This is a genomic window from Rhodococcus sp. YH3-3 (assembly GCF_001653035.1).
GTDB lineage: Bacteria > Actinomycetota > Actinomycetes > Mycobacteriales > Mycobacteriaceae > Rhodococcus_F > Rhodococcus_F qingshengii.
In genome coordinates, this window is record NZ_BCWH01000003.1 from 1,140,474 (window position 1) to 1,155,831 (window position 15,358).

General features: G+C 63.1%; 14 protein-coding genes and 1 riboswitch. Of the genes, 3 read left to right on the forward strand and 11 right to left on the reverse strand.

What is annotated here, in order from left to right; genetic code table 11:
- The first annotated feature begins 85 nt into the window (after positions 1-85).
- From YH3_RS30455 to YH3_RS30465, 3 genes are all read left to right on the forward strand, one after another.
- Positions 86-2,269 carry a malate synthase G gene (locus tag YH3_RS30455; protein WP_064444626.1) on the forward strand — a complete coding sequence of 728 codons (2,184 nt, stop codon included), beginning with the start codon at positions 86-88 and terminating at the stop codon, positions 2,267-2,269.
- A 159-nt stretch (positions 2,270-2,428) separates the two neighbouring features.
- Positions 2,429-4,123, forward strand: a complete 1,695-nt coding sequence (locus YH3_RS30460) for a VWA domain-containing protein (RefSeq protein WP_030537521.1) — start codon at positions 2,429-2,431, stop codon at positions 4,121-4,123.
- Positions 4,123-5,271, forward strand: coding sequence for a metallophosphoesterase (locus YH3_RS30465; protein WP_042451009.1), 1,149 nt, complete (start codon positions 4,123-4,125; stop codon positions 5,269-5,271). The genes YH3_RS30460 and YH3_RS30465 overlap by 1 nt, the downstream gene beginning before the upstream one ends.
- A 22-nt stretch (positions 5,272-5,293) precedes the next feature.
- Here the strand turns inward: YH3_RS30465 and gcvP are convergent, their stop codons facing one another.
- From gcvP to YH3_RS30520, 11 genes are all read right to left on the reverse strand, one after another.
- Entirely contained in the window at positions 5,294-8,152 is a 2,859-nt protein-coding gene (gcvP, locus tag YH3_RS30470) for an aminomethyl-transferring glycine dehydrogenase (RefSeq protein WP_058038820.1), read from the reverse strand.
- A 53-nt stretch (positions 8,153-8,205) separates the two neighbouring features.
- Positions 8,206-8,334: riboswitch (glycine riboswitch) on the reverse strand.
- A 220-nt stretch (positions 8,335-8,554) separates the two neighbouring features.
- The gene (locus YH3_RS30475; RefSeq protein ID WP_021344354.1) at positions 8,555-9,109 is read right to left on the reverse strand and encodes a MerR family transcriptional regulator; all 555 of its coding nucleotides are present in this window, start codon (positions 9,107-9,109) and stop codon (positions 8,555-8,557) included.
- A 332-nt stretch (positions 9,110-9,441) separates the two neighbouring features.
- Positions 9,442-9,915: a bifunctional nuclease family protein gene (locus tag YH3_RS30480; protein ID WP_003946194.1), complete on the reverse strand. Its 474-nt coding sequence runs from the start codon at positions 9,913-9,915 to the stop codon at positions 9,442-9,444.
- A 93-nt stretch (positions 9,916-10,008) separates the two neighbouring features.
- Positions 10,009-10,746 carry a MerR family transcriptional regulator gene (locus tag YH3_RS30485; RefSeq protein ID WP_003946161.1) on the reverse strand — a complete coding sequence of 246 codons (738 nt, stop codon included), beginning with the start codon at positions 10,744-10,746 and terminating at the stop codon, positions 10,009-10,011.
- Positions 10,746-11,240, reverse strand: a complete 495-nt coding sequence (gene garA, locus YH3_RS30490; protein ID WP_003946166.1) for a glycogen accumulation regulator GarA — start codon at positions 11,238-11,240, stop codon at positions 10,746-10,748. The genes YH3_RS30485 and garA overlap by 1 nt, the downstream gene beginning before the upstream one ends.
- A 211-nt stretch (positions 11,241-11,451) precedes the next feature.
- Positions 11,452-11,856 carry a glycine cleavage system protein GcvH gene (gene gcvH / locus YH3_RS30495; protein ID WP_003946160.1) on the reverse strand — a complete coding sequence of 135 codons (405 nt, stop codon included), beginning with the start codon at positions 11,854-11,856 and terminating at the stop codon, positions 11,452-11,454.
- A gap of 45 nt (positions 11,857-11,901) precedes the next feature.
- A complete protein-coding gene (locus YH3_RS30500; RefSeq protein ID WP_007731994.1) occupies positions 11,902-12,684 on the reverse strand; it encodes a DUF881 domain-containing protein in 783 nt (260 codons plus the stop codon).
- 3 nt (positions 12,685-12,687) lie between these two features.
- Complete coding sequence (locus tag YH3_RS30505) at positions 12,688-13,038, reverse strand: small basic family protein (RefSeq protein WP_003946178.1); 351 nt, start codon at positions 13,036-13,038, stop codon at positions 12,688-12,690.
- A 13-nt stretch (positions 13,039-13,051) separates the two neighbouring features.
- A complete protein-coding gene (locus tag YH3_RS30510) occupies positions 13,052-13,918 on the reverse strand; it encodes a DUF881 domain-containing protein (RefSeq protein WP_003946177.1) in 867 nt (288 codons plus the stop codon).
- The gene (locus tag YH3_RS30515; protein WP_030537518.1) at positions 13,915-14,514 is read right to left on the reverse strand and encodes a CDP-alcohol phosphatidyltransferase family protein; all 600 of its coding nucleotides are present in this window, start codon (positions 14,512-14,514) and stop codon (positions 13,915-13,917) included. The genes YH3_RS30510 and YH3_RS30515 overlap by 4 nt, the downstream gene beginning before the upstream one ends.
- A 109-nt stretch (positions 14,515-14,623) precedes the next feature.
- Entirely contained in the window at positions 14,624-15,238 is a 615-nt protein-coding gene (locus YH3_RS30520) for a CoA pyrophosphatase (protein ID WP_003946186.1), read from the reverse strand.
- Between the last annotated feature and the right edge of the window lie 120 nt (positions 15,239-15,358).

Here is a 15,358-nt window from a genome sequence, read left to right on the forward strand (position 1 = left end):
GCGGTGGGAATACTCCCAGGTAACATTGATGTTGGTTCATGGCATCCATATGTGATGCTCCGCTTTCGGAAAAGTGAGGCTATTCATGACTGAGCGCGTTCAGGTCGGCAGTCTTCAGGTTGCCAAGGTTCTCTACGACTTCGTGGTCGAGGAGGCTCTTCCCGGCACCGGTGTAGACGCCGAAACGTTCTGGGCCGGCGCCGACAAGGTCATCACCGAGCTCGCACCGAAGAACCGCGACTTGCTTGCCAAGCGTGACGATCTGCAGGCTCAGATCGATCAGTGGCATCGCGATCACGCCGGCGCTCCCATCGACGCCGCCACGTACAAGGCGTTCCTGCAGGAAATCGGCTACCTCCTGCCGACGCCTGCCGAGTTCTCGGTCACCACCGCGAACGTCGACACCGAGATCACCTCGACGGCCGGCCCGCAGTTGGTCGTGCCGATCCTCAACGCGCGCTTCGCACTCAACGCGTCCAACGCCCGCTGGGGTTCGTTGTACGACGCGCTGTACGGCACCAACGCCATCTCCGAGGAGAACGGCGCCGAGAAGGGTTCCGGCTACAACAAGGTCCGCGGCGACAAAGTCATCGCCTGGGCGCGTGAATTCCTCGATGCGGCAGCACCTCTCGCGTCGGGATCGCATGCAGATTCAACCAAATACGTTGTCGACGGCAGTGAACTGAAGATCACGTTGGCAGACGGTACTGTCACCACGCTCGCCCAGCCGGAGAAGTTCGTCGGCTACCTCGGCGAGAAGGACGCACCGACGAGCATCCTGCTGCTCAACAACGGATTGCACGCCGAGATCCAGATCGACGCCTCGTCCCCGATCGGCAGCACCGACGCCGCCGGCGTCAAGGACGTCGTTCTCGAATCCGCCGTCACCACGATCATGGACTTCGAGGACTCGGTCGCCGCTGTCGACGCCGACGACAAGGTTGTCGGCTACCGAAACTGGTTGGGTCTCAACCGCGGTGACCTGTCCGAGGAGATCAAGAAGGGCGCCAAGTCCTTCACCCGCACGCTCAACGGCGACCGTAAGTACACCGCAGTCGACGGCAGCGAACTCAGCCTGCACGGTCGTTCGCTCCTGTTCGTCCGCAACGTCGGTCACCTCATGACCAACCCCGCGATCCTCGACGCCGACGGCAACGAGGTCCCCGAGGGCATCCTCGACGCCTTGATCACCAGTGCCTGTGCAGTGCACGGCCTCTCGATCAGTGACGCCAACGGACCGCTCGACAACAGCCGCACCGGCTCGATCTACATCGTCAAGCCCAAGCAGCACGGTCCCGAGGAAGTTGCCTTCACCACCGAACTGTTCGGCCGTGTCGAGCAGGTCCTCGGGCTTCCCGAGAACACGCTCAAGGTCGGCATCATGGACGAGGAGCGTCGCACGACAGTCAACCTCGCTGCCTGCATCAAGGAAGCCGTCGACCGCGTCGTGTTCATCAACACCGGCTTCCTCGACCGCACCGGCGACGAGATCCACACCTCCATGGAAGCCGGCGCGATGGTCCGCAAGGCCGAGATGAAGAAGCAGAAGTGGATCGGTGCGTACGAGGACTGGAACGTCGACACCGGTCTGGCCTGCGGTCTGCAGGGCAAGGCTCAGATCGGCAAGGGCATGTGGGCCATGACCGAGTTGATGGCAGACATGCTCGAGCAGAAGATCGGTCACCCCAAGGCCGGCGCCAACACCGCATGGGTACCTTCGCCGACCGGCGCAACGCTGCACGCGACGCACTACCACCGCGTCGACGTATTCGCAGTTCAGGACAGCCTGAAGGGCAAGCCTCGCGCGAGCGTCGACGACATCCTGACCATCCCGCTCGCTCCCAGCACCGACTGGACGGACGCGGAGAAGAAGGAAGAGCTCGACAACAACTGCCAGTCCATCCTCGGCTACGTGGTCCGTTGGATCGACGCGGGCGTCGGCTGCTCCAAGGTTCCCGACATCCACGATGTCGCGCTCATGGAGGATCGCGCCACGCTGCGCATCTCGAGCCAGCTGCTCGCCAACTGGCTGCGTCACGGCATCGTCAGCGAGAGCGACGTTGTCAGTGCACTCGAGCGCATGGCCCCGGTTGTCGACCGTCAGAACGAGGGCGACGCCGAGTACCGCAACATGGCACCTGATTTCGATTCCAACATCGCGTTCCAGGCTGCCAAGGAACTCATCCTCGAAGGCGCGAAGCAGCCCAGCGGATACACGGAGCCGATCCTGCATCGCCGCCGCCGCGAGTACAAGGCCGCCAACGCCTGATTTCACCTTCTTCGAACTCGAAGCTGAACCCGAACAGCCTCGGCACCGCTCCCGGTGTCGAGGCTGTTCGCGTAGGCCCCGAAGATTCGTCACTAGACTGGCCGAGGACACAGTCCGTTCAACAGACATTCTTCGAGTGACCAAGGTAGGGCAAGGTACGTGGGCGAACATCGCGGCGGGTCAGGCGCCAGAGGTATCAGTAAGGGGCCGATTCTCGTCGTCGTGCTGATCGTCTTGATCGTGGCAGGCTTCTTCGGATGGAAGGCCCTCAGCAACCGGATCGACGATCAGGGACAGCAGGCAGCCGGTACGTGCGTCGAGGGCAACAAGACACTCGACGTCACCGCGGATCCGTCCATAGCCCCACAGGTCGAGGAACTGGCGAAGCGGTACACCCAGACCTCGCCGGTGGTGCGTGATCACTGCATCGCCGTCGTGGTGCACGGTGCGCCGTCCGCGTCGGTCTCGACGGCACTCGAAGCCGGTCCGGCGGCCCCCTGGGACGACGCAGCATTGGGACCGCGTCCCTCCCTGTGGATCCCGACGAGTTCGTTCGAACTCGCGCCACTGTCGGGCAAGGCCGTGATCAACGGTGATCCTCGCTCGCTCGCGAGTTCCCCGATCGTTCTGGCAGCCGGTCCCGAGACCGCGGCAGCATTGGCCGGCGCAGCATCGAGTTGGAAGTCTTTGCCTTCCGATCTGACGGTCGCCCTGCCGGTCGGAAGTACCGAAACCTCGATGGCTGCACAGGCGATCGCTGCCGACGTCGCCGATGCGGGTGCCGGTCCGGTCACGACGGATCAGGCGAAGTCCGCTCAGGTCAACGCTGCGCTCAGTGCACGGGCGTTGCAGTTCCAATCCTTGCCGACTCCCCCCTCGTCCACTGCCGAAGCCCTCGGAGCACTGAGCGCCGGAACACCGGATTCGGTGAAAGCCGTTCCGGCCACGGAACAGTCGATAGCGCAGAGCGCGAACGCGGCGATGACGACGTACTCCCCCGCCGGGGCAACGCCAGTCGCGGACTATCCGGCGGTCATCGTCTCGGGCAGCGGGATCGACGAAACCGCGTCGCGCGCAGCGGCACAGTTTGCCGATTTCATGCGTGAGCCGAATCAGTCACAGTTGTTCGTCGGCGCCGGTTTCCGGGTCGAGGGCCAAGACCTTCCCGATCTCGGGGCGGTGTCCCCGGCCAAGATCTCGTCCACGTTGAAACCGGCTTCGGCGGAGACCGCAGCGGCGCTCGGTGACATAGTCGCCAACCCGGTCTCGCCGCGTAGTGCCACCATCCTGATGGACACGTCGGCGTCGATGGGTACCGACGACGGTGGCACTACCCGCTTGGCGAACGTTGCCTCGGCGGTGAATACCCAATTGGGTCGCAGCCCTGACGCTTCGGACATCGGCCTTCGCGAGTTCAGCACGGGCACCGACGGAAAACCGTCCGAGCGCATCCTGGTTCCGGGCGGTTCACTGTCCGAGCCGAATCGGCGTGCCACGATCACCGATTTCCTCAACGGGCTTCGGGCCGGCGGAAAGACCTCCAAGTACCCGGCGCTTGCCAGCTCCTACAAAGCCGCCGTGGACGGTTTCGACGCGGGGCGAGTCAACTCGGTGCTGCTGATCACCTCAAGTACGCCTGACGAATCCGCCACGACGCGAGCCGAACTGCTCAGCGCGATCGCCGCTACGGGCAATCCGTCGCGTCCGGTACAGGTCGACGTGATCGTCGTCGGTGCGGGCGACGACGTCTCCACACTCCAAGACGTCTCGGATCGGACGGGCGGAACATTGGTTCGGGTCGATTCGACGTCCGACCCCGCTCTCGCGGCCGCAGTGACCAAGATGCTGTCCTGATGGGGCGCGTCGCGGTTTTTGCAGTCCTTCTCGCCCTTCTGACCTGGTTCCTGCATCGCCGACTCGTTCGCGCCACCGGCATCCCGAGGCGATGGGCTCGTCTCGCCGACACTGCGCTTGTCGTCTTGGCGGTCTCGACGCTCATCGGGGTCGGCAGCGGCGAAGTCTTCTCGACGTCCTGGGCGCGACCGATCGGATTTGTCGGATGGGTCTGGCTGGCTTCGTGGCTGTATCTGATTCCCGGACTGCTCGTGATCGGCCTGTTCGCCGGGATCGGTCGACTACGTGCACGCCACACGGATACCACGACCGAAGTCGACCCAGCCAAGCGTCGTACGTTGCAGTTGGCTACGGCAGCAGTCACTCTCGCGGCGATCGGCACCGCCGGCTACGGCGTCTACGAGGCGTCGGGCCCCAAGATTTCTCGCGTCCGGGTGCCGCTCGCTCGTCTACCTGAGGGCTTCAACGGATACCGGATCGCCTTGATCACCGACCTGCACGTGGGACCGGCCCGCGGGGTCGACTTCACCCGCAAGGTGGTCGATATCGTGAACTCGCAGAATGTCGATCTGATCGCGATCGGCGGCGACCTCGTGGACGGAACCGTCGCGAAAGTTGCTCCCGATCTTGCTCCGCTCGCCGATCTTCGGGCGCCCGACGGAATCTTCGGAGTCAGCGGAAACCACGAGTTCTACGCCGACGACGGCGGCAAATGGCTCGACGTGTGGGAGACATTGGGGATCACCACACTTCGCAACAGCCGCACCTCGATCCAGCATGGCGGCGATACCATCGACATCGTGGGCATCCACGACTACACGTCGCCGGCCCCGTACGAGCCGAACCTGACTGCCGCGCTCGCAGGTCGCGATCCGAATACTTTCGCCTTGCTTCTCGCGCACGAACCGCGTCAAGCGATCGAGGCATCCGAGATGGGTATCGATCTGCAACTGTCCGGGCACACTCACGGCGGTCAGATGTGGCCGCTGCGGTATCTCGTTCCGCTGCAGCAGCCTTCGGTGCAAGGCTTGGACAGGGTCGGAAACACAGTGCTGTACACGACGCGTGGCGCCGGGGCTTGGGGTCCGCCGGTACGCGTCGGCGCCCCGCCGGAGATCACCGTTCTCGAACTCGTACACGAGAGGTGATGATCTCCGGCGGGCACACGCCTTAGTTGCCTGCGAACGCTTCGATCGGCGGGCAGGAGCAGACCAGGTTGCGGTCGCCATGTGCACCGTCGATACGACGCACGGACGGCCACACCTTCGGGCGAGCCTTGCCACGCGGGAAGACGGCGATCTCACGCGAGTACGGGTGATCCCACTGCGCTGCAATGCTTCCCGCAGTGTGGGGAGCACCGCGTAGCGGGTTGTCCTCGACCGTCCACTCGCCCGCTCCGACGCGATCGATTTCGCCGCGAATGGCGATCATCGCCTCGCAGAACTCGTCGATCTCTTCGAGGTTCTCGCTCTCGGTGGGCTCGACCATCAGTGTGCCGACCACGGGGAAGCTCATGGTCGGAGCATGGAAACCGTAGTCGGCCAGACGCTTTGCCACGTCGTCGACGGTGACGCCGGTGTCCTTGGTCAACCCACGGAGGTCGAGGATGCACTCGTGCGCGACCATGCCGTTCTCGCCGGTGTAGAGAACCGGGAAGTACTCGTCGAGTCGACGCGCGATGTAGTTGGCCGACGCGATGGCGGTCAGGCTGGCGCGGCGCAGGCCCGCAGCACCCATCATCCGGATGTAGGTCCAGGTGATGGGCAGAATGGACGCACTGCCGTACGGCGCTGCCGAGATCGTTCCTCTACCACCGAGTTCGGGGGCCATCGGGTGTCCGGGCAAAAACGGCGTCAAGTGTGAGCGCACACCGATCGGGCCGACGCCGGGTCCGCCGCCGCCGTGCGGGATGCAGAAGGTCTTGTGCAGATTCAGGTGGCTGACGTCGCCGCCGAATCGGCCCGGACGGGCAAGGCCGACAAGCGCATTGAGGTTGGCGCCGTCGACGTACACCTGGCCACCGGCGTCGTGTACCGCTGCGCAGATGTCGGCGATCTCGTGCTCGTAGACACCGTGCGTTGAAGGGTAGGTGATCATGATCGCGGCGAGACGCTCGGCGTGATCGGCGATCTTCGCGCGCAGATCGTCGACGTCGACGTCACCGTTGGGACGGCAGGCGACAACCTCGACGCGCATCCCGGCCATGACGGCAGAAGCCGCATTGGTGCCGTGAGCACTCGACGGAATGAGGCAGGTGTCGCGGTGGTCGTCGCCCCGGCTGAGGTGGTAGTTGCGGATCGCGAGCAGGCCCGCGTATTCCCCCTGGCTGCCGGCGTTGGGTTGCAGGCTGACGTTGTCGTAGCCGGTGACCGCGACCAGCCAGTCTTCGAGATCCTTGATGATCTTCAGCAGACCGGGCGCATCCGATGTCGGCGCGAACGGATGGATCGCGTTGAACGCGGGCCAGGTGATGGATTCCATCTCGGCGGTCGCATTGAGCTTCATGGTGCACGAACCCAGCGGGATCATGCTGCGATCGAGGGCGATGTCCTTGTCGGACAGCGCGCGCAGGTAGCGAAGCATTGCCGTTTCCGTACGGTAACGGGTGAAGGCTTCGTGCTGCAGGTAGTCGGAGGTGCGCTCCTGAGCAACCGGAACCGAATTGCCCTCGGCTTCGATGGCGACAACAGCATCCTCGATCCCGAACGCGTCGAGCACGGCAAGGACGTGGTCGGCGGTCGTGGCCTCGTCGCAGGAGATACCGACATGATCGGCGTCGACCAGACGCAGGTTGATCCCGGATTCCTTGGCCGCAGCGACGACGTCGGCCGCCTTGCCCGGAACCTGAGCGAGCACGGTGTCGAAGAACGAATCGTGGACAACGGTCACGCCGCCTTCGCGCAGGCCGTTTGCCAACGCGTGTGCGCGGGCAGCGACGCGCAACGCAATCGCCTTGAGTCCCTCGGCGCCGTGGTAGCTCGCGTACATCGCAGCGAGGATGGCGAGGAGCACCTGAGCGGTACAGATGTTGGACGTCGCCTTCTCGCGGCGAATGTGCTGCTCACGTGTCTGCAGCGCCAGGCGGTATGCCTTGTCTCCGTCGGCGTCGATGGAGACGCCGACCAAGCGGCCGGGCAGCTGACGCGCATGCTTGGAGTGCACGGCCAGGTAACCGGCGTGCGGTCCGCCGTATCCCATGGGAACACCGAAACGCTGGGTGGTTCCGAAGCACGCATCCGCGCCGAGCTCACCGGGTGAGGTGATGAGCGTCATCGCGAGGAGGTCTGCGCCGACGGCAACCAGTGCGCCGCGCTCGTGAGCTTCCGCGATGATCGAGGTGTAATCGACGACTCGTCCCGAGGCACCTGGGATCTGGGCGATGACGCCGAAGAAGTCACCTTCCGGAAGACCAGCGGTGAGGTCCGCAGAGACGATCTCGATTCCGAGCGGCTCGGCGCGAGTCTCGATGACGGCGAGGGTCTGCGGGTAGAGATCGGCGTCGACGACAAATCGTGGGGACTTGCTGCGGTTCGCGCGGCGCAGGAGCGTCATGGCTTCGGCAGCGGCGGTGGCCTCGTCGAGCATCGACGAGTTTGCCAGTTCCATGCCGGAGAGATCGGCGACCATGGTCTGGAAGTTGAGGAGGGCTTCGAGACGGCCCTGGCTGATCTCCGGCTGATACGGGGTGTACGCGGTGTACCAGGCCGGGTTCTCGATGATGTTGCGCAACAACACCGGCGGCGTCAACGTGTCGAAGTAGCCGAGGCCGATCATCGACGTCGCGACGGTGTTCTGGGCTGCGAGTGCAGTCAGTTCGGCAAGTGCCTCGTGCTCTCCGACCGGAAGAGGCAGAGCGTCGAGTCCGGCAGCGATGCCGTTCGGGGCAGCGTCGAGGATGACGGAGGGAACGGCCTTGGTTGCCAGTTCGTCGAGTGAATCGACCCCGACGAGTTCGAGGATGCGCGCGAGTTCCGCGGCGTTCGGACCGACATGGCGGTCGGCAAATATACGGCTTGCAGCGTCGATCACGACAACTCCCAGACAGATCGGAGGATCAGGACACACACCGAACTGCGGTGTGTTCCTCCCCCTCTGTCGCATGCTCGATTCCCGAGCGCCTGAGAGATTCGGTAGTGATCCGCCGAAGGCGGAAGCCACAGCCTTTCCCCGTCGGCGGGTGGGTTGTCCCACCGCTTTCCAGAGGCGTCGGAGCCCGTACGGTCCTTGGTGCCTGAGAGATTGACGGGGAGGTATTGCTCCTTCGGCGCCCTGATCCCGCTCACGACTGACCTTTGAGACAAAGACTGAAACAAAGACAAGTTCGGTGACTCGGTATCCGAGGCTCTCCCGTACGCCGGCGACGCAGGCCCAGTCTAGTTGACCGAAACGCCTACCTGCACCGTGGCATCCTCCAAAGAGATGTGACGTACGTTATCCGGTTTTGCGGCTGGCGCGATTCTTGCGTCGCGAAGCCAACTCGTCTTCCGGGTTGGGATCACTTTCACCGCCGTCGGCCCGCTCGGCGGGGAAGTCGGCGATCGTTCCGGTGAGTTCACGCATCGCGCCACTGACTGCGATGCCGAATACGCCCTGCCCACCCTGGAGGAGGTCGACGACCTCTTCGGGGGACGTGCATTCGTACACGGTGGTGCCGTCGGAGAACAGAGTGATGTTGGCAAGATCGCGGACGCCACGCTTACGGAGGTGATCGACGGCAACGCGGATGTTCTGCAGTGAGATGCCGGTATCGAGCAGACGCTTCACGATCTTCAGAACGAGAATGTCCTTGAAGGAGTACAGACGTTGGCTTCCGGATCCGGCAGCGCCACGGATCGACGGAACAACCAACGACGTCCGTGCCCAGTAGTCGAGTTGGCGGTACGTGATCCCGGCGATCTGGCAGGCACTGGGTACTCGATATCCGACGAGGTCGTCGGGGATGGAATCGTCCGGGAACAGGCCCGGCTGCAGCTCTTCGGAAGACATTTCTGCAGTCGCGGCACTACCGGCTATGCCCGTCCCGCGCTCATTCGACTGTTCTTCCACTGCCGTCTCCCTCTCGCTTCGCCATCATGTAACCAACCTGTGCTATCAGCAGTCACGAGAATCCCGTGCCGACCGAACTTTCAGATGTGAATCCAAGGCAGGTAATTCCATGAGTGGACTTACCCAGAGTACGCCTCGATCGACAAGGCGAGAAGATCTCCACCGCACGCAACGGTAAGTCCAGGAGGGTGCATGGTCAACGCAACACGCCGACCGAGACTCAACCTCTACTTGAGAGTTGAAGACTAAAGTCCGCAACCAGTCAATTCAGGCTAACCATCAGTGGCTTTGAAATCGTCCGGCGAGATGGTGTCGAGGAATTCCTTGAACTTCTCGACCTCGTCTTCGCGCTCGTCGGGAATGACCAGACCGGCCTCGGCGAGAACAGCCTCCGACGCGAAGATCGGAACGCCGATGCGCAGGGCCAATGCAATCGAGTCCGACGGACGTGCCGAGACAGTGGTCTGCTCGTCGAAGACGAGATCCGCGTAGAAAGTGCCCTCTTGCAGGTCCACGATCCGAACTTCCTTGAGGCTCCGACCGAAAGATTCGATCAAGATCTTGATCAGGTCGTGAGTCAGCGGCCGCGCCGGCTCGACTCCCTGTTGTTCGAGAACAATCGCGGTAGCTTCGGTTTGCCCGATCCAGATCGGCAGGTACCGATCGCCGTCGGACTCTCGCAGCAACAGGACCGGCTGATTCTGAGGCTGCTCGACACGAACTCCGATCACACGCATTTCGCCCATCGAGCTTGCCTCCAACCTGACGTGATCCAGCCGACCGACTCCGATGCGGTCGTACTGAAATTCTATTCGAGTGTGCCCCGCTGATCGAGGAACTCAGCGATCGAGACTTCCCCGAACTGCCGATTTGACCAGACACGTGTGCAAAGTCAGTGACAGAGCGGCCAGCTCCCGCACCATTTCCTCGGCACGATCACGTGCTCCGGCGTCACGACCCTTGGCAACCGGTCCGGCGATCTGAGTCACCAGTCCCGCTTCGCGATCAGCAGCCAACTTGAACGCGCGCAGATGGCGAACCTCCAAGCCGTACTCGGACATCGCCTTAGCGGTGCGCGCCAACGTCACGGCATCCTCGTCGAAGAAGCCCGCCGCGCCGGGAACGACCAAACCGGTGCGGATCAGATCGGTCAGAAACCGATCGTCGATGTCGGCGCGCGCGAGAAGATCCTGACGACCGACTCGAACTTCGCGATCGACCCGGAACGCCTCGGGTGAGACATCGCCCGTAGCGATCGACAGGACGCGAGCACGACGAGGCGCAGGAACTTCTGCACTCACCGTCGCTGCGCCACTGTCGATCGCTTCGAGTTGTTCTTTGATCACTTTGAGCGGCAGGTACTGATCGCGTTGAGCGGTCAGCACGAAGCGAAGACGCTCGCAGTCCTCGACAGAGAATCTGCGGTATCCCGACGGTGTCCGTTGCGGGCTGATCAAGCCCTCGGACTCGAGGAAACGGATCTTCGAAATCGTCACGTCGGGAAAATCTGGACGCAACCGATCCAGCACGGAACCAATCGACATTCCGGGCTGGCTCTGCTGCCGCACTGCCGTCATTAGCTACCCGCACCTGCTGACGACTCGCCGACCTGCGAACCGCCGGCACGAGGGCCGGTGAGGAACACCAGACGGAACTTGCCGATCTGAACCTCGTCACCATTCGCGAGAACTGCCGAATCGACAGGCTCACGGTTGACGTAGGTGCCGTTGAGGCTTCCGACGTCGACGACGTGGAAATCTGCATCTTCCTGACGGAACTCGGCGTGACGACGGCTGACGGTCACGTCGTCCAGGAAGATGTCGCTGTCCGGGTGCCGACCTGCCGACGTCGTCGGCTGATCGAGCAAGAAGCGGGATCCTGCATTCGGTCCCCGCTTGACCACCAGAAGTGCGGCTCCGGCGGGAAGGCCTTCCACGCCCGAAACCGGCTGCTCGGCGGCCGGTGCTGCAGAGGAGGTGTTGTCGAGCTCATTGAGGAAGTCCGCGCGGAAAACCGAAGTGGTCTCCGCCGGCGACTCCCCATAGCCCGCGTCGTTACCGTTCTCGCTCACTGTTTCTCCTCCTGGGTCAATCATCCAGATCATGAATCACTGGACTACGCAGTGCACTTTCTTCACGAGCATCTTTCACAGTCACGTTCGATACGGCCCTGCGCCCCGACTCGGCACATGCGTACCTAACGACCGTACCCTGCGCAGACCGCCGTGTGCAGCGAGACAGGCCGCGACACAACACGAGTTGGCCGGTCCACGCGCAGGTTTTCTACTCGGACGTGAGTCCCTTGTATGCCTCCGCGTCCAGAGTTGCCGCGAGTGCGGCGTCGAGTGTGGCCTCGTCGGCAACCTCGAGTTCGACCAACCAACCCGTGTCGTACGGGTCGGTGTTGACGAGGTCGGGCTGTCCGTCCAATTCACCGTTCGCTGCAAGAACTTTCGCAGTGAACGGAGCAAAGATGTCGGAGACGCTCTTGGTCGACTCGACCTCACCGAGCGATTCACCAGCGGTCACGTCTTCGTCGACAGCGGGAAGCTGGACGAACACGACGTCACCGAGCTGCGACTGAGCAAAGTCGGTGATACCGACTCGAACTGAGGTCGGGCCGGTTCGCTTCACCCACTCGTGCTCCGCGGTGTAGCGCAGATCGGTAGGTGTATCGAGCTCACTCACAGTGGCTTCCTTTCACAGGCCGTCCGAAAGTCGGACGCAAAAAGATCAATTTCCGGGTTGAGCGTATTGGCGCGGATTCAATTGTCGCAAGACGGAGATCGTGACCTGCTGCGATTGCTCGACGGACGACGTTCCGCCATTGCGTGCGACATTGTCGAAGACGCCTCCGGGAATGTTCAACGCTGCCGCCAATGTCGGCGGATCTCCGATCGCGGTCACAGTGTACGGCTGCTCGATCCGGGTTCCGTCCAATTCGATCTCGCCGCCACGCCCACTCACCCACGAGTTCACGCCGATACGAATGGGTTCGCCGTTCGCACCTGCGATCGAGATGGCTTCGGCACCGGCAGCACGCAGTTCCTGGATGAGATCGAGAATCACTTCCGATCCGACGCCGCCCGCCGGATCTGTCAGGGTCATCGTCACACCCGGTCCAGTGGCCGGAGCGGTCCCCACTTGAATGGAGAGTGAGGTCAGCCGCGCCCGCGCCTCGTCCAGCGCTGCTCCCGTGTTGCCACCGGCTTCCAAAGTGGCAAGCGATTCCTGAAGATTCGCGACTTCCTGCCTCAGCGCGGCTTCGCGCCGATTCAAATTGTCGAGAACCACCAGGAGGTCGGCAGGGCGCGCGGCGTCGAGTGAATCTCCGGCCACTGTGCTGCGTACCTGTGTGGCAATCGCAACGCCGAGCACGCCCAACAGCACAGCAGCGAGGATTGCGAAGACGACGTTGGTGCGGTGTTTGGACGGTGAACGCAACTCGTGACGACCTTCACCCGCAGTGGTGACGGGAGGTTCTTCTTCCGGTTCGGTCGTGGAATGTTCCGCCATGACTCACGCTCCGAACAGTCGGCGTCGCAATGCCGCTGCGTTGCCGAAGATCCGGATACCCAACACGACGACGATCGCCGTCGAGAGTTGAGTACCGACACCCAACTGATCACCGAGCCAGACGATCAACGACGCGACGAGCACGTTGAAGACGAAGGAAACCACGAACACCTTCGCGTCGAAGATTTCGTCCAGATACGCGCGTAGTCCACCGAAGACGGCGTCGAGCGCCGCAACGACAGCGATCGGAAGATAGGGCTGGATCACGTCGGGCACCTGCGGGCTGAAAACTACGCCCAGGACGATGCCGACGACCAGTGCTGCGAGTCCGTACAGGGCGGAACCGGCCTTCATCGAACTCCTTCTGTCACTTGGGTTCTGTGGGTTCTGTTGCCACTCGGACGGCGCGAGGCGCCGCAGGCGGCAGAGTCAACGAATCGTCTTCGGCCACCGCGAAACCGACTCCGTACAGTTGCGAGACGCTAGACATTCTCACGTAGGCGTCGCTGACGACGAATTTCCGCTGCAGTGCTCGCGTGTCTCCGATCGCCTCGACGAGGTACGGGGAGAAAACAGGTTGGTTGTCGACGAGCATCGCGCCGCCCGCCTGACGAATGGTCACCGTCGGCCCGATTCGCACGCCGCCGACGGCGATCGCCTCCGCTCCCCCAGCCCACAGGGCGTTTACGACGGTCTGCAGATCGCGATCGAGGACAACTGTCTTACCGCCGACACTCCGTTGCGACGCATCCGAGAGGTTCGGGCGTCCGGCCGGGTCGGTCAACGTCACCACCAGTCCCTCTCCGTGAACAGCTTCGGCTCCTGCGCCGGATTCGACCGCTCGCAGTTGGTCGAGGACGGCGCTGCCGCGTGCATCGCCTTCGAGCGCCACGCCGCGCGCGGCGTCGACGGCGCCGCCGAGTGAATCGCGGGACGCGGCCAGTGAATCGATTCGATCCTCCGCATCACGGACCTTCGCCACCAACTCGCTTCGAACCTCTTCGGTGCCGGTCACCTGCTTCGTCGCCTGAACAGCCGAGACCGTGACGATGAACCCGATCAACAGTGCGCCGAGGGCCAGCCACGGCCCCGTCTTCGAGGATCTGTTCTTGGTGTGCTCGTGCTGGCGTTCGAATGCAGTTGCCTCGTAGCCCGGGTCGAGATGTTCGGTCATGAGTGACCGAAGCAGCGACGGTACCGGGTTACGACGGACGTCCTCCCCGGTCGACTTCATCGGGGCACGACCTCGTGGGTTCGCGCAACGTCAACGGCCTTGAGCACGTAGATCGCGGCAGTCCACACGTACAGGACGGTTCCCCAGATCAGGAAAGCGAAACCGAAGGCATGGGTGAACGGTCCGATGGCCCAGTCTCCGTGCCCGGCAAGAATCAACGGCAGCGCGAACATCAGTAGGAAGGTCGCAGCCTTGCCGAGATAAACCACCTCGGGCGGTGGCAGGCCACGCCTGCGGTAGATCGGCAGCGTCAACGCAAGCAGAAGATCACGGCCGATGAGTATCGCTGCGACCCACCAGGGAATGAAATCGCGGGCGACGAAGGTGACCAGTGTCGTCACGACGTACAGACGATCGACCAGCGGGTCGAGAAGCGCTCCCAGACGCGAGGTCTGTCCGAGCACTCTGGCCAGCTTGCCGTCGAGCCAGTCGGTGAACCCGCTGAGCATCAGCAGCGCCAATGCCCAGCCGTCCGAGTGCGTGACGAGCAGCAGGTAGGCGAACAGCGGCAGAGCGAGTAGACGCACGATACTGAGCACGTTGGGAACAGTGAGAATCCGATCCGTGGGGATCGGTTCTTGTTCGCCAGAGTTCACTGCACACACCTCGCGTCGTTCGATTGCCGTGCGGCCAGCTTTCCACAGCACGACGGACTATTCGCCGAGGCGCCGTAGCCTGAACTGTCCCGAGCGTGTCGAGCTGCCCCTATCTCCAGGCGAACACCGGCTGCTCGAGCTTGTCGATGCGCGTGTGCCGTCCGTTCAGCACTTCGCGGAACTGATAGATGACGGCTCCGGTCGGCGCATGGATCAGGCTCGTTCGGAACGGCCATTGGATCACCGGGTTCGGTGACTCCTCGATGGTGACGAAGCGCGAGTCCACGTCGAGCTCCTCCGACGTGACGGCATACACCTGGGCCACCTCGTCGGGATTGGGTACCAGTCCCCCGATGTCCTCGCCCGACCACATGACGAACGGCCGGATCACGAATCCCGAACGAGTGACGTAGTCGTCGAGCCGGCCGATGATCTTCGACTCGGGAACGTCGACACCCAGCTCCTCGGAAAGTTCCCGAACCGCTGCCTGTTCGGACGACTCGCCCGGGTCGACGCTTCCGCCCGGCAACGCGAATTGACCGGGGTGGGCGCGCATCTTGCTCGGCCGCTTCGTCACCGGGAACACTGGTGTTCCGTCCGCAGTCCGCATGACGACGATGACCACCGACGCCGAGCGCCTTCCGTCCAATTCGACCGACCGAGGTTCGAAAGCGGCAAGTGAGGCGACCACGTGGTCCCGATTCAGTAAATCTCCGTTCACCATGGCTCGACAGTAGCGCCACGAGACTGAGACCCTCAGCCAGTCTGGTCCATTTTGGCCGCTTCGCCTGATTATCGGTCTGTATTCCTGTCATGCTGAACAGGCAGAATCCACCGTGCGGCA

Excerpts from the sequence above, each read along its gene's own strand:
- YH3_RS30455 (WP_064444626.1), top strand. The coding sequence starts at position 86 with ATGACTGAGCGCGTTCAGGTCGGCAGTCTTCAGGTTGCCAAGGTTCTC.
- YH3_RS30465 (WP_042451009.1), top strand. The coding sequence starts at position 4,123 with ATGGGGCGCGTCGCGGTTTTTGCAGTCCTTCTCGCCCTTCTGACCTGG.
- YH3_RS30475 (WP_021344354.1), bottom strand. The coding sequence starts at position 9,109 with ATGTCTTCCGAAGAGCTGCAGCCGGGCCTGTTCCCGGACGATTCCATC.
- YH3_RS30480 (WP_003946194.1), bottom strand. The coding sequence starts at position 9,915 with ATGGGCGAAATGCGTGTGATCGGAGTTCGTGTCGAGCAGCCTCAGAAT.
- YH3_RS30485 (WP_003946161.1), bottom strand. The coding sequence starts at position 10,746 with ATGACGGCAGTGCGGCAGCAGAGCCAGCCCGGAATGTCGATTGGTTCC.
- YH3_RS30500 (WP_007731994.1), bottom strand. The coding sequence starts at position 12,684 with ATGGCGGAACATTCCACGACCGAACCGGAAGAAGAACCTCCCGTCACC.
- YH3_RS30505 (WP_003946178.1), bottom strand. The coding sequence starts at position 13,038 with ATGAAGGCCGGTTCCGCCCTGTACGGACTCGCAGCACTGGTCGTCGGC.
- YH3_RS30510 (WP_003946177.1), bottom strand. The coding sequence starts at position 13,918 with ATGAAGTCGACCGGGGAGGACGTCCGTCGTAACCCGGTACCGTCGCTG.
- YH3_RS30520 (WP_003946186.1), bottom strand. The coding sequence starts at position 15,238 with ATGGTGAACGGAGATTTACTGAATCGGGACCACGTGGTCGCCTCACTT.